Raw genomic sequence first — 14,524 nt, 5'->3', positions numbered from 1 at the left:
AACCTTAATCGAAGCTTCTCATCCTTCCCACATGGGCAGAATATAGGGCATTGTGCTTTGATTTAGCTGAGGTTTTACAGAGGATTGATGGTGGTGGGGGAAGGATGACTCAGCGCTGCGCGCTTCGCCCTTCGGGTCGTTGCCTGCGGCAACGCTTTCTCGCTATGCTCGAATCGAACCTTAATCGAAGCTTCTCATCCTTCCCGCGCGGGCAGAATATAGGGCATTGTGCTTTGATTTAGCTGAGGTATTACAGAGGATTGATGGTGGTGGGGGAAGGATTCGAACCTTCGAAGTCGATGACGGCAGATTTACAGTCTGCTCCCTTTGGCCGCTCGGGAACCCCACCAGGGGTAATTCAAATTGTAGGTAATGCTATGAGGATGGTGGTGGGGGAAGGATTCGAACCTTCGAAGTCGATGACGGCAGATTTACAGTCTGCTCCCTTTGGCCGCTCGGGAACCCCACCACGGGGTAATGCTTTTACTGGCCTGCTTCCTTGGGAAGCGGGGCGCATCATATCAAATGACGCGCCGCTGTAAAGCATTCCTTTGCTTAACGTAGATCGTTTGCGTGTTTTTCATCCGTAACGCAGTAAAGCTAATCAATTCATATTATTGGTGATTACAGAATAATCGTTCGGTTACCGTAAACAAAGACGCGCTGGGCCAGAACCTGATACAGCGCACGGCTTAACACATTCTTTTCTACGTCGCGGCCTGCGCGCATCATATCTTCTGCGGTATAGGTGTGATCCACGTGAATCACGTCCTGCATGATGATTGGACCTTCATCGAGGTTATCATTCACATAGTGAGCCGTTGCACCAATGATCTTGACGCCGCGCTCATAAGCCTGGTGGTACGGACGTGCACCAATAAAGGCAGGCAGGAACGAGTGGTGAATATTAATAATCTTATTCGGGAAGCGTGAAACAAATTCTGGCGTCAAGACACGCATATATTTCGCCAACACCACATAATCAGGCTGGTGGGCGTCGATGGCATCGGCCATGTTTTGATCGTGTTCTTCGCGGGTTAATCCTTCATGGCTGACCAGCTCAAAAGGAATATCAAAACGTTCAACCAGCGAACGCAGCGTGTCGTGGTTGCCGATTACCGCCGCAATTTCAACATCGAGTCCACCGTAATTGGCTTTCATTAACAGGTCGCCCAGACAATGCGCTTCCTTGGTGACTAAAATAACGATGCGGCGACGGCCTGCTGGCGTAAGTTCGCGAATGGATCCTTCAGGCAGTGCGCTGTCCAGATCGGTTAGCAGCGTGACGTCATTAAAAATGCCTTCCAGTTCTGTACGCATAAAAAAGCGACCGGTACGGTGGTCAACAAACTCGTTGTTTTGCACGATGTTCAGTTCATGCTTGTAACAAATATTGGTGATGCGTGCGATCAAACCTTTTTGGTCGGGGCAGATAGTGCGCAGAACTTTACGTTGTTGTGAATGCATTGCCGGGGTATTCCTGTTGAAAATGTTTGCGTAATAGATGCTGTCGGGCGTGGGTTAGCCGCAGCACTTTTTAAATTTTTTACCTGACCCGCAAGGGCAGGGATCGTTACGGCCAATTTGCGGACGCGTACCATCAATATAATACCACTGGCCGTTTTCTTTTAAAAAACGAGAGCGCTCAATAATGGTGCCCATTTTCCCCTGTTCGGAAAACCGCGCCACAAAGCTGACATAGCCGGTATTTTCTGTGTCCGACGTTGCCTGTTCAAAAAGGGTAAGTCCAAGCCATTCGGTATGGGCAAATCCTGCGCTAATCTCATCGCGAAATGCAGCGGCATGACAGTCGGGGTGCCAGGTCTTAATCAGGTAATCTGCGTCTTTCATCACAAAAGCACAGTAACGAGAACGCATGAGGTGTGACGGCGTTGGTGCTACTTGCGCGCCAGACACATAACGGTAGCAACATAGGCTATACTCGACAGCGCTACCACAGGGACAAAGCTGAGACACAAAATACTCCCTGGAATAAAAAAACGGCGTAAAAACGCCACGGTAGCACTATGTTAACTGAGCCGTAGTGATGTTGCTACGTCTGCAAGCCAGGGGAAGTCTGTAGGTACAATGAGAAAAATAAAAATTGGGCTGGCGCTAGGTTCCGGCGCGGCACGAGGCTGGTCGCATATTGGTGTGATTAAGGCCCTGAAACACATGGGCATTGATGTTGATATCGTTGCAGGGTGCTCAATCGGCTCGTTGGTTGGTGCCGCCTATGCGTGTAATAAATTACCCGCCCTCGAGCAATGGGTCTGCTCGTTCAGCTATTGGGATGTTTTACGCCTGATGGATCTCTCCTGGCGCAGAGGCGGATTGCTGCGCGGTGAACGCGTGTTTAATCAATACCGCAACGTCATGCCTGTCGAGTCAATTGAACAATGCCAGCGCCGGTTTGCTACCGTCGCGACGAATCTGAGTACGGGTCGCGAACTGTGGTTTACCGAAGGTGATTTGCACCTTGCTGTGCGGGCCTCTTGCAGTATTCCCGGTCTGATGTCCCCGGTTGCACATAATGGTTATTGGCTGGTTGATGGCGCGGTGGTTAACCCTGTGCCGGTTTCACTGACGCGTGCGCTAGGCGCCGATATTGTCATTGCAGTTGACCTGCAACATGATGCGCACCTCATGCAACAAGATCTGCTCTCCTTTAACGTCAGCAATGATACCGACTCGAGTGATGACGAGCTTTCATGGCATGCGCGCCTGAAAGAGCGGTTGAGTAATATCACCGCCAGACGAACGGTCACTGCCCCCACGGCGATGGAGATCATGACCACCTCTATTCAGGTGCTGGAAAACCGGCTTAAACGTAACCGCATGGCCGGTGACCCGCCAGATATTCTAATTCAACCATTTTGTCCGCAAATATCCACGTTGGACTTCCACCGTGCTGGTGCTGCTATTGCTGCCGGGCAGCTTGCGGTAGAGAAAAAAATGGATGAGTTGCTGCCACTGGTGAAGACCAACATCTAACGCATTTTTTATCAACACTTAAGTCAATTCTGACAGGCGTGAGTAGCAATAGCATGCCACTATTGATTAAAGCCAGTCAGGGGGGAGAATATGACGCAGCCATTGGTCGGAAAACAGATTCTTATTGTTGAAGATGAGCCTGTATTTCGCTCACTTCTGGATTCATGGTTTTCCTCTTTGGGAGCGACAACGGCTGTAGCGGGCGATGGGCTTGATGCACTGGAATTATTGGGGCGCTTTACACCCGATCTGATGATCTGCGACCTTGCGATGCCGAGAATGAACGGTCTCAAACTGGTTGAATACCTGCGTAACCGTGGCGATCGGACGCCAATCCTGGTTATCTCCGCGACAGAAAATATGTCTGATATTGCCAAAGCACTTCGCCTCGGCGTGGATGATGTCTTGCTTAAGCCGGTGAAAGACCTTAACCGACTACGGGAAACGGTTTTTGCGTGCCTTTACCCCAACATGTTTAACTCGCGCGTTGAAGAAGAAGAGCGGTTATTTCGTGACTGGGATGCGATGGTCGGCGACCCCGCAGCAGCAGCAAAACTGTTACAAGAGCTACAGCCACCGGTTCAACAGGTGATTTCACAGTGTCGCATCAACTACCGTCAACTGGTTGCCGCCGATCAACCCGGCCTGGTCCTTGATATTGCGCCGTTGTCGGAACACGATCTTGCCTTCTATTGCCTGGATGTGACGCGGGCAGGGGATAATGGCGTGCTGGCGGCACTGTTGTTACGGGCACTGTTTAATGGGCTGCTACAAGAGCAACTGGCACATCAGAATCAGCGGTTGCCGGAGCTCGGTACGCTCCTGAAACAGGTTAATCATCTGCTGCGACAGGCCAATCTACCGGGACAATTTCCGTTGCTGGTGGGTTACTACCATAGCGGTTTAAAAAATTTGGTTCTGGTCTCTGCGGGCCTGAATGCGACCTTAAATACCGGTAGCCACAACGTGCAAATCAGTAACGGTGTTCCGCTGGGAACGTTGGGGAATACGTACCTCAACCAACTAAGCCAACGCTGTGAGTCCTGGCAGTGCCAAATTTGGGGTGCCGGGGGGCGTCTGCGACTGATGTTGTCCGCAGAATGAACAATCGAGAGGCAGGGATTCAAATTGGCTCACCTCCCTGTCTTTTGCAGTGCTAGTATCAGCGCCAGATTTATTCGTATTTATCTTAATTATACCGACGCGCGTCCTTTTCAGACCTGAAGCTTGTCGCGGTACTGATATACTCGGATGCGATACAGATTGATGAACACGTTCAATACATGAACAGTCCAGGAGAGTTTTAAATGGCTGCCCTTAATTCGAAAGTCAAAAAAGCCGTTATCCCGGTAGCGGGATTAGGAACCAGGATGTTACCGGCGACCAAGGCAATTCCTAAAGAAATGTTACCGCTGGTTGATAAGCCATTAATTCAATACGTCGTCAACGAATGTATTGCCGCGGGTATCACTGAAATTGTCCTTGTGACTCACTCGTCTAAAAATTCGATTGAAAACCACTTCGATACCAGCTTTGAACTTGAAGCGATGCTGGAAAAACGTGTTAAGCGCCAGTTGCTGGAAGAAGTGCAATCTATTTGCCCACCGCACGTGACGATTATGCAGGTTCGCCAGGGTCTGGCAAAAGGTCTGGGTCACGCTGTATTGTGTGCGCATCCGGTTGTTGGTGATGAACCCGTAGCGGTTATCCTGCCGGATGTTATTCTCGACGAATACGAATCTGATTTATCCCGCGATAACCTCGCCGAAATGATTAGTCGCTTTGATGAAACAGGCAGCAGTCAAATTATGGTGGAGCCAGTAGAAGATGTGACGGCTTACGGCGTGGTGGACTGTAAAGGTGTGGAATTAGCGCCGGGCGAAAGCGTACCGATGGTCGGTGTTGTGGAAAAACCGAAAGCCGATGTCGCGCCATCTAATCTTGCGGTTGTAGGGCGTTATGTCCTGAGTGCAGATATCTGGCCTCTGCTGGCAAAAACGCCTCCGGGCGCAGGTGACGAAATTCAGTTGACCGATGCTATCGATATGCTGATTGAAAAAGAAACGGTTGAAGCTTATCACATGAAGGGCAAAAGCCATGACTGTGGTAATAAGCTGGGTTATATGCAAGCGTTCGTCGAATATGGTATTCGTCATAATACCCTTGGCGCTGAATTTAAAGCCTGGCTTGAAGACGAGATGGGTATTAAGAAGTAACATCACGTTATTAATCCGCATGCAACGGCGCTGTTTATCCAGCGCCGTTTTTTTATACCCCTATTGGGTAGGTGTTATGTGAAGTACAGGTAAAAAAAATCCCGCCGTCGGCGGGATTTTAAGCAAACTAATTGTGGATTAATCCTTGATCAGGAAATCGTCCAGCTGTTTACCTTGTTCTTCCATCGCTTTTTTGATTACTGCCGGTGTACGACCCTGGCCGGTCCAGGTTTTCGTTTCACCGTTTTCGTCAACATAGCTATATTTAGCTGGGCGTGCTGCGCGCTTAGCTTTAGCACCGGTTTTAACCGCAGCCATGCTATTCAGCAGTTCGTTCGGGTCAATACCGTCAGCAATCAGCATTTCACGATATTGTTGCAGTTTACGAGTGCGCTCTTCAACTTCAGCAGCGGCAGCGCTTTCTTCTTCGCGACGCTCGCTAACGACAACTTCTAATTTTTCCAGCATTTTTTCAAGCGTTTCCAGAGTGCATTCTCTTGCCTGCGCACGAAGAGTACGGATGTTGTTCAGAATTTTAAGTGCTTCGCTCATTGTAGTAATCTCAAACTTATATTGGGTGGGGTTTGTTGAGCTAATAATAGAGCGATAAATTCAGATGTGCAATAGCCAGGAATGTAAGGAATTCAAAATTGCGCTTTATTTAGTATCTGCATTAATTCATTGTCGTTAAATTTCGTCTGGGAAAGGGCATGAAAAAGGCTTATTGGTGTGGGGGCTACTCTTCAGTCATGCAGGAAAATTCAAGATTCAGGTCACATTTTACAGCACGGTAATTGTATCTGTTTGCAGTAATTTCAACCTTTTGTATTAGTTTTGCTTACGGGGATTCACTATTACAGGGTGTTCGTAGGGGGATTCAATAACATTGAAAGCAAGGTTTCTTATTGAACTGTGATGATAAGCACCGTTGATGAATTTCAAGGGCACTATTTGTGAAAGAATGTGTATATACCGTCATAAGTCAGATTATTCGAGCATTGGTGGGGGGGCATCACTGTGCGACCCATAACTTAAGTCTGTTTCCTGAACCTTACCGTAGTACGTCATATTTAGGAGGCTGATGAGTGATGCTGACGCGATTTTTTATACGTATGTGGGCGACAACGGTGCGCAGACATGTTTGTGAATTATGATACAATCGCGCCCATATTTATTTACTCAGGTGAGGGCTGACGGTCAATGGCACAGCTATATTTTTACTATTCTGCAATGAATGCGGGGAAGTCGACCGCTTTGCTGCAATCTTCATACAATTACCAGGAACGTGGCATGCGTGCCGTTGTATATACAGCGGAAATCGACGACCGGTTTGGAACAGGGAAAGTAAGTTCACGTATAGGTCTGTCGTCACCTGCAAAACTGTTTAACCAAAATTCATCATTGTTCGAAGAAATTCGCGCGGAGAATGCGCAGCAGAGAATACATTGTGTACTGGTTGACGAGTCACAGTTTTTGACACGCCAGCAGGTTTATGAATTATCCGAGGTTGTCGATCAGCTGGATATTCCGGTTTTGTGTTACGGATTACGCACCGATTTTCGTGGTGAATTATTTGGCGGTAGCGAATACCTGCTTGCCTGGTCAGATAAATTGGTCGAATTAAAGACTATTTGTTTCTGCGGGCGGAAGGCGAGTATGGTACTACGTCTTGATCAAGCTGGACGACCTTATAACGAGGGAGAACAGGTGGTTATTGGTGGCAATGAACGCTATGTGTCGGTATGCCGCAAGCACTATAAAGAGGCGCAATCTGAGGGCTCTCTGACGGCCATTCAGGAAAGGCACTGCCACGATTAATCTACGCTCGCCTGGGCGCTGTAACGCGCAGGGTAGGCCACTGGCCATAAGTCAGAAGTACTACCCTACAATCACCTCTGTAGACCCTTTACGCGCATCCTCCTCCAATCTCCTACGGGCATGTCCATTCACCGCGATGGTCTGAATGAGTCTTTGCGCTATGAAGGTGAGAATAAATCAGGCGAAAAAAAACGGTCCCCTAAAGGGACCGTTCGACGTGATACTACCGCTTAGATTTTTGAATTAAGCGGATTTCTTCGCTTTTTTCTCTGCTTTAGGTGCAGCAGCTGCTTCGGTTTTAGCGGCAGTTTCACCTTCGTTGTATTCGCGACCGTAGAAGGTATCCAGCAGGATCTGTTTCAGTTCAGAAATCAGCGGGTAACGCGGGTTAGCGCCGGTGCACTGGTCGTCAAACGCATCTTCAGACAGTTTGTCAACATGTGCCAGGAAGTCAGCTTCCTGAACGCCAGCTTCACGGATAGACTTAGGAATACCCAGTTCAGCTTTGATCTCATCCAACCATGCCAGCAGTTTCTGGATTTTCGCTGCGGTACGGTCGCCCGGTGCGCTCAGACCCAGATGGTCTGCGATTTCAGCGTAGCGACGACGGGCCTGCGGACGGTCGTACTGGCTGAAAGCAGTCTGTTTAGTCGGGTTGTCGTTCGCATTATAACGAATAACGTTGCTGATCAGCAGGGCGTTCGCCAGACCGTGAGGAATGTGGAACTGTGAACCCAGCTTGTGTGCCATGGAGTGACATACACCGAGGAAGGCGTTAGCAAACGCGATACCGGCGATGGTCGCTGCGCTGTGTACACGCTCGCGAGCTACCGGGTTCTTAGAACCTTCGTGGTAGGACGCAGGCAGGTTTTCTTTCAGCAGTTTCAGCGCTTGCAGAGCCTGACCGTCAGAGAACTCAGAAGCCAGTACGGAAACGTAAGCTTCCAGGGCGTGAGTGACGGCATCCAGACCACCGAAAGCACACAGTGACTTCGGCATATCCATCACCAGGTTAGCATCGACAATCGCCATATCCGGGGTCAGCGCGTAGTCTGCCAGTGGATATTTCTGACCAGTAGCGTCGTCGGTTACAACCGCAAACGGGGTGACTTCAGAACCGGTACCGGAAGTGGTGGTGACGGCGATCATTTTCGCTTTCACGCCCATTTTCGGGAACTTGTAGATACGTTTACGGATGTCCATAAAGCGCAGCGCCAGTTCTTCGAAGTGGGTTTCCGGATGTTCGTACATGACCCACATGATTTTCGCTGCGTCCATCGGGGAACCGCCACCCAGCGCGATGATCACGTCTGGTTTGAAGGAGTTGGCTAGTTCAGCACCTTTGCGCACAACGCTCAGCGTCGGGTCAGCTTCAACTTCAAAGAACACTTCGGTTTCAACGCCCGCAGCTTTCAGAACGGACGTGATCTGATCAGCGTAGCCGTTGTTGAACAGGAAGCGGTCGGTCACGATCAGCGCACGTTTGTGACCATCGGTAATCACTTCATCCAACGCGATTGGCAGTGAGCCACGGCGGAAGTAGATAGATTTCGGAAGTTTGTGCCACAACATGTTTTCAGCTCGCTTAGCAACGGTTTTCTTGTTGATCAGGTGCTTAGGACCAACGTTTTCAGAGATGGAGTTACCACCCCAGGAACCACAACCCAGAGTCAGGGATGGTGCAAGCTTAAAGTTGTACAGGTCGCCGATACCACCCTGAGACGCCGGGGTGTTGATCAGGATACGTGCAGTTTTCATCATCTGACCGAAGTGAGCAACGCGTTCTGGCTGGTTGTCCTGGTCAGTGTACAGGCAAGAGGTATGACCGATACCGCCCATAGCAACCAGTTTTTCAGCTTTAACAACTGCATCTTCGAAGTCTTTCGCACGGTACATTGCCAGCGTCGGAGACAGTTTTTCGTGAGCAAACGGTTCGCTTTCGTCGACAACTTTAACTTCACCAATCAGAATCTTGGTGTTAGTCGGCACGGAGAAACCAGCCAGCTCAGCGATTTTGTATGCCGGTTGACCCACGATAGCCGCGTTCAGCGCGCCATTTTTCAGGATGATGTCCTGAACAGCCTTCAGCTCTTTGCCCTGCAGCATATAGGCACCGTGGCTGGCAAAACGTTCGCGAACGGCGTCGTATACGGAATCCACGACCACAACGGACTGTTCAGACGCACAGATTACACCGTTGTCGAAGGTTTTAGACATCAGCACGGAAGCAACGGCACGTTTGATATCTGCTGTTTCGTCGATAACAACAGGGGTGTTACCTGCGCCAACACCGATTGCCGGTTTACCAGAGCTGTATGCTGCTTTAACCATACCAGGACCACCGGTCGCAAGGATCAGGTTAATGTCCGGGTGGTGCATCAGAGCGTTAGACAGTTCAACAGAAGGTTGATCGATCCAGCCAATCAGGTCTTTTGGTGCACCAGCAGCGATAGCAGCCTGCAGAACGATGTCTGCCGCTTTGTTGGTTGCATCTTTAGCACGCGGATGTGGAGAGAAGATGATAGCGTTACGCGTCTTCAGGCTGATCAGCGATTTGAAGATTGCAGTAGACGTTGGGTTAGTGGTTGGAACGATACCGCAGATGATACCAATCGGTTCAGCGATAGTGATGGTCCCAAAAGTATGGTCTTCGGCCAGGACACCACAGGTTTTTTCATCTTTGTAAGCGTTATAGATGTATTCAGATGCGAAGTGGTTTTTAATCACTTTATCTTCGACAATACCCATGCCAGATTCGGCAACGGCCATTTTCGCGAGAGGAATTCGAGCGTCTGCGGCAGCCAGAGCGGCGGCACGGAAGATTTTGTCAACCTGTTCTTGAGTGAAACTGGCATATTCACGCTGGGCTTTTTTTACGCGCTCTACAAGTGCGTTAAGTTCAGCGACATTAGTAACAGCCATGATGCTCTCCTGATAATGTTAAACTTTTTTAGTAAATCATCTGCTCGCTACGAGAGTATAGACAGATCGACGAAAATTTGTGTAACGTTTTGAAAATCAAACGGTTAATTCACGCCCGCCTTACATTGATTTACTAAAAGAGCCTATACGCTAGCGTATTCAACTCTAACGCGTTTCCTCCAGGTGGCGTAAGCAAGATTACTCACTTCTGAGTAGTAATTGCGTGATCTGGATCAAATTTACGCGAAGCTGACACCTTTCAGCAGGCTCTTTTAGTGTTTGTCGGCAAGTGTTAACGAATTGATGGAATGAATGAGATTAACATTAGCATATTTCATACATATTAATAACACCGAGTATTGGTAGCACGTTTACAGAGTTTAACGCAGATAGAAGGTGAAGAATGCTGCCAAAAAGCGTATCTTCAGCGCGGTTTTTAACATTTTTTATGACTCATTTTATCCGGCTAACGCTTCGGAGCTAACCGTGATCCAAACGCTATTTGATTTTTCTCTTTACTTTAAGTTTTTCATTGGGTTATTTGCGTTGGTCAACCCCGTCGGGATCATCCCGGTCTTTATCAGTATGACCAGCTACCAAACCGCAGCGGCGCGTAACAAAACCAATCTGACGGCAAACCTGTCGGTGGCGATTATTTTGTGGACCTCGTTGTTTCTTGGTGATGCGATCCTGCAACTCTTCGGTATCTCGATTGATTCGTTCAGAATTGCCGGCGGGATTCTGGTGGTAACCATTGCAATGTCGATGATCAGTGGGAAACTCGGGGAAGATAAACAAAACAAACAGGAAAAGTCAGAGACTGCCATACGCGAGAATGTTGGTGTTGTTCCGTTGGCATTGCCGTTGATGGCGGGGCCGGGGGCGATAAGTTCAACCATCGTCTGGGGGACTCGCTATCACAGCGCATTTAACCTGTTCGGATTCTTTGTGGCGATTGCACTGTTTGCCTTATGCTGTTGGGGACTGTTTCGTATGGCTCCTTGGCTGGTACGCCTGTTGGGGCAAACGGGTATTAACGTTATTACGCGTATTATGGGCTTACTGCTCATGGCGTTGGGGATTGAATTCATCGTCACCGGCATCAAATCTATTTTCCCGGGCTTACTGGCCTGACGGGACTGTTTTCAGTAAACGGAGCTGGCCCTCAGCTCCGTTCTTTTCATTATCAGTAAAACGTCTCACTAAAGTTGAAAATTAGCATTGAAATTGTAAAACATGCTGATTGCCAATCCATCTGTTAGGTATTGATTTAAAAGATAATAATTTTTATGGCTACGTTCCTGAATAGGGGGCTTACTGTTATTTTTCTAACATTATACTCTGGGGCTTGCTGAAGGATTATCGAAATGTTATTAGTTATTTCAGTGTCTATTTTAGAGTAATGTGCTAATTAATAACCAATTGTTAATTTTATGTAAATTATATCGGCATATTGCTACCGGACAGGGTAATCAACCGCTCAATGGGTTTAACTCGTTATCTATCATGGTCTTATGGTTATGATCTCTCTTTTTGAGGACCATTAGTGTGCGATTTTTTTTCGATAAAAGCGAATTGGTTAACAAATCTGTAAAATGTATTGGCGGTTAAGAAAGGCATTTGATACTTTCCGACCAGGTATTTTGCAGAAGATTTTACGTTGATGAGAACTGTTTTCAGTTAGTTTCTCTCAATAGAGTAACCGCGTGTTTCCGACAGGGGAGACACGTAGAAAATCGACGCAAGGCGGTCGCTCGAATCGCCAGAATAAATAAAGTCGGTGATAGCAAGCAGTAAAACAATAAATCACCTGACGGCAGAAAATCTCCGGTGCCGTACAGGATTAACAGTCTGGTTAAAAAACCAGCCATAATAATGAGGGAGTACAAACACAATGACTAACATCACTAAGAAAAGTTTAGTAGCGGCGGGGATTCTATCTGCGCTTATCGCAGGAAATGTTGCCACGGCGGCAGAAGTACCTGCCGGTGTTCAACTTGCTGAGAAACAAACGCTGGTACGCAATAATGGTTCAGAAGTTCAGTCTCTCGATCCGCACAAGATCGAAGGTGTACCAGAATCCAACATTAACCGTGACCTGTTTGAAGGTTTATTAATCAGCGATGTTGATGGCAAGCCATCACCGGGCGTGGCGGAAAAATGGGAAAATAAAGATTTTAAAGTCTGGACGTTCCATCTGCGTAAAGACGCGAAATGGTCCGATGGCTCGCCCGTGACCGCGCAAGATTTTGTGTATAGCTGGCAACGTTTGGCGAATCCAAATACCGCTTCACCATACTCCAGCTATTTACAGTATGGGCACATCGTTAATATTGACGACATTATCGCCGGTAAAAAACCGGTCACCGATCTCGGTGTAAAAGCCATTGATGACCATACTTTTGAAGTTACCCTCAGTGAACCCGTTCCGTATTTCTACAAACTGCTTGTTCACTCATCCGTTTCCCCAGTGCCTAAAGCCGTGGTGGAAAAATTTGGTGATAAATGGACCCAGCCCGCGAACATCGTTTCTAACGGCTCCTATAAATTAAAAGATTGGGTCGTCAACGAGCGCATCGTTCTTGAGCGTAATACTAACTACTGGGATAACGCCAAAACGGTGATTAACCAGGTAACTTATCTGCCAATTTCTTCTGAAGTGACTGATGTTAACCGCTACCGCAGTGGTGAAATCGACATGACCTACAACAACATGCCGATTGAGTTATTCCAGAAACTGAAAAAAGAGATCCCGAACGAAGTCCACGTTGACCCGTATCTGTGTACCTACTATTACGAAATTAATAACCAGAAACCACCGTTCAACGATGTGCGTGTACGTACCGCCCTGAAGATGGCACTGGATCGTGACATTATCGTCAACAAAGTGAAGAACCAGGGCGACCTGCCAGCGTATAGCTTCACGCCGCCGTATACCGATGGCGCAAAACTGGTTGAGCCAGAGTGGTTCAAGTGGTCACAGGAAAAACGTAACGAAGAAGCGAAAAAACTGTTGGCTGAGGCTGGCTTTACCGCAGAAAAACCACTGACCTTCGACCTGTTGTATAACACCTCCGATCTGCACAAGAAGCTGGCTATTGCAGCCGCCTCTATCTGGAAGAAAAATCTGGGTGCCAACGTTAAGCTGGAAAACCAGGAGTGGAAGACCTTCCTCGATACCCGTCATCAGGGTAACTATGATGTTTCTCGTGCTGGCTGGTGTGCGGATTACAACGAACCGACCTCTTTCCTTAACATGGTGCTGTCAGACAGCTCTAACAACACCGTTCACTATAAGAGCGCGGCATTTGATAAGTTGATTGCCGATACGCTGAAAGCGACTGACGAAGCGCAGCGCAGCGAGCTGTATTCGAAAGCTGAGCAGCAGTTGGATAAAGACTCTGCGATTGTACCGGTGTATTACTACGTCAACGCCCGTTTGGTGAAACCATGGGTAGGCGGATACTCCGGTAAAGACCCGATGGATAATATCCACGTTAAAGACTTGTATATTATCAAGCATTAATGGCAAGACGTGGGGCGACCATCGTTGCCCCACAGTGTCTTTTTCTTCGAACTATAAATACCTCTCTGGCCCCATAAATGGCTTAAAGAGGTATAAAGGCACACGCCAGAAGGTACGGGCAATGTTAAAATTCATATTACGTCGCTGTCTGGAAGCGATTCCGACGCTATTTATTCTTATTACGATCTCATTCTTTATGATGCGCCTTGCGCCGGGGAGTCCTTTCACCGGTGAGCGCGCGTTACCGCCAGAGGTACTGGCGAATATTGAAGCGAAATACCATCTTAATGACCCTATCACCACGCAGTACTTCAGCTACCTGAAGCAACTGGCGCATGGCGATTTTGGACCTTCCTTTAAATATAAAGACTATACCGTTAACGATCTGGTTGCCTCGAGCTTCCCGGTTTCGGCGAAGCTGGGTGCAGCTGCCTTTATCCTGGCGGTACTCGTTGGCGTCAGTGCTGGCGTCATTGCTGCGTTGAAGCAAAATACGCGCTGGGATTATACGGTGATGGGGGTGGCGATGACCGGGGTGGTTATCCCAAGCTTTGTGGTGGCCCCCTTGTTAGTGATGATATTTGCAATAACGCTGAAATGGTTGCCCGGTGGCGGCTGGAACGGCGGGGCGCTGAAATTTATGATCTTGCCGATGGTGGCGTTGTCGCTGGCTTATATCGCCAGTATCGCCCGTATCACCCGTGGGTCGATGATTGAAGTGCTGCACTCCAACTTTATTCGTACCGCACGGGCGAAAGGTCTGCCAATGCGGCGGATTATTTTCCGTCACGCGTTAAAGCCCGCTTTGCTGCCGGTGTTGTCTTATATGGGCCCGGCGTTCGTCGGCATTATTACCGGTTCGATGGTGATTGAAACTATCTACGGCTTGCCGGGTATTGGTCAACTGTTCGTTAACGGCGCGCTGAACCGCGACTACTCGCTGGTATTGAGCCTGACCATTCTGGTCGGCGCACTGACAATTGTATTTAATGCGATTGTTGATGTGCTGTATGCCGTTATCGATCCGAAAATCCGTTACTGATACTGG

11 protein-coding genes, 2 tRNA genes and 1 other RNA gene are annotated in these 14,524 nt (G+C 48.4%); 7 read left to right on the top strand and 7 right to left on the bottom strand.

Annotated elements, in window-relative coordinates:
- Positions 1-88 precede the first annotated feature (88 nt).
- The 5 genes from FDW98_RS13935 to FDW98_RS13915 all read right to left on the bottom strand — a co-directional run bounded on the left by FDW98_RS13935 (position 89) and on the right by FDW98_RS13915 (position 1,977).
- Positions 89-219, bottom strand: a non-coding RNA gene (locus FDW98_RS13935) — RtT sRNA.
- Positions 220-264: 45 nt separating this feature from the next.
- Positions 265-349: transfer RNA gene (locus FDW98_RS13930), tRNA-Tyr, on the bottom strand.
- A 35-nt stretch (positions 350-384) separates the two neighbouring features.
- Positions 385-469 (bottom strand) — tRNA-Tyr (locus tag FDW98_RS13925).
- A gap of 155 nt (positions 470-624) precedes the next feature.
- Positions 625-1,467, bottom strand: a complete 843-nt coding sequence (gene purU, locus FDW98_RS13920) for a formyltetrahydrofolate deformylase (RefSeq protein WP_096756789.1) — start codon at positions 1,465-1,467, stop codon at positions 625-627.
- 54 nt (positions 1,468-1,521) lie between these two features.
- Positions 1,522-1,977, bottom strand: a complete 456-nt coding sequence (locus FDW98_RS13915) for a YchJ family protein (RefSeq protein ID WP_096756790.1) — start codon at positions 1,975-1,977, stop codon at positions 1,522-1,524.
- 111 nt (positions 1,978-2,088) lie between these two features.
- On the opposite strand from FDW98_RS13915, the gene rssA reads away from it, so the two are divergent.
- The 3 genes from rssA (at position 2,089) to galU (ending at position 5,210) form a co-directional block, all read left to right on the top strand.
- Positions 2,089-2,994 carry a patatin-like phospholipase RssA gene (gene rssA / locus FDW98_RS13910; RefSeq protein ID WP_096756791.1) on the top strand — a complete coding sequence of 302 codons (906 nt, stop codon included), beginning with the start codon at positions 2,089-2,091 and terminating at the stop codon, positions 2,992-2,994.
- 90 nt (positions 2,995-3,084) lie between these two features.
- Positions 3,085-4,098 carry a two-component system response regulator RssB gene (gene rssB, locus FDW98_RS13905; protein ID WP_096756792.1) on the top strand — a complete coding sequence of 338 codons (1,014 nt, stop codon included), beginning with the start codon at positions 3,085-3,087 and terminating at the stop codon, positions 4,096-4,098.
- 203 nt (positions 4,099-4,301) lie between these two features.
- Positions 4,302-5,210, top strand: coding sequence for a UTP--glucose-1-phosphate uridylyltransferase GalU (gene galU / locus FDW98_RS13900; RefSeq protein ID WP_096756793.1), 909 nt, complete (start codon positions 4,302-4,304; stop codon positions 5,208-5,210).
- A gap of 138 nt (positions 5,211-5,348) precedes the next feature.
- Here the strand turns inward: galU and hns are convergent, their stop codons facing one another.
- Positions 5,349-5,762, bottom strand: coding sequence for a histone-like nucleoid-structuring protein H-NS (gene hns / locus FDW98_RS13895; protein ID WP_137398866.1), 414 nt, complete (start codon positions 5,760-5,762; stop codon positions 5,349-5,351).
- Between the two features lie 648 nt (positions 5,763-6,410).
- Between hns and tdk the strand changes: the two genes are divergently transcribed.
- Positions 6,411-7,028: a thymidine kinase gene (gene tdk, locus FDW98_RS13890; RefSeq protein ID WP_096756795.1), complete on the top strand. Its 618-nt coding sequence runs from the start codon at positions 6,411-6,413 to the stop codon at positions 7,026-7,028.
- Positions 7,029-7,271: 243 nt separating this feature from the next.
- On the opposite strand, the gene adhE is transcribed toward tdk, so the two are convergent.
- On the bottom strand, positions 7,272-9,950 hold the full coding sequence (gene adhE, locus FDW98_RS13885; protein WP_096756796.1) for a bifunctional acetaldehyde-CoA/alcohol dehydrogenase: 2,679 nt from the start codon (positions 9,948-9,950) through the stop codon (positions 7,272-7,274).
- A 486-nt stretch (positions 9,951-10,436) separates the two neighbouring features.
- On the opposite strand from adhE, the gene FDW98_RS13880 reads away from it, so the two are divergent.
- The 3 genes from FDW98_RS13880 to oppB all read left to right on the top strand — a co-directional run bounded on the left by FDW98_RS13880 (position 10,437) and on the right by oppB (position 14,518).
- The gene (locus tag FDW98_RS13880; protein ID WP_096759382.1) at positions 10,437-11,084 is read left to right on the top strand and encodes a YchE family NAAT transporter; all 648 of its coding nucleotides are present in this window, start codon (positions 10,437-10,439) and stop codon (positions 11,082-11,084) included.
- Positions 11,085-11,844: 760 nt separating this feature from the next.
- Complete coding sequence (oppA, locus tag FDW98_RS13875; protein WP_096756797.1) at positions 11,845-13,476, top strand: oligopeptide ABC transporter substrate-binding protein OppA; 1,632 nt, start codon at positions 11,845-11,847, stop codon at positions 13,474-13,476.
- 121 nt (positions 13,477-13,597) lie between these two features.
- A complete protein-coding gene (gene oppB, locus FDW98_RS13870) occupies positions 13,598-14,518 on the top strand; it encodes an oligopeptide ABC transporter permease OppB (protein WP_096756798.1) in 921 nt (306 codons plus the stop codon).
- The last annotated feature ends 6 nt before the right edge of the window (positions 14,519-14,524 follow it).

The sequence above is a fragment of the Citrobacter sp. wls711 genome (assembly GCF_005281055.1).
In the GTDB taxonomy this organism is placed as follows: Bacteria; Pseudomonadota; Gammaproteobacteria; order Enterobacterales; family Enterobacteriaceae; genus Citrobacter; species Citrobacter gillenii.
This window is presented reverse-complemented; position numbering and strand designations above follow the sequence as displayed.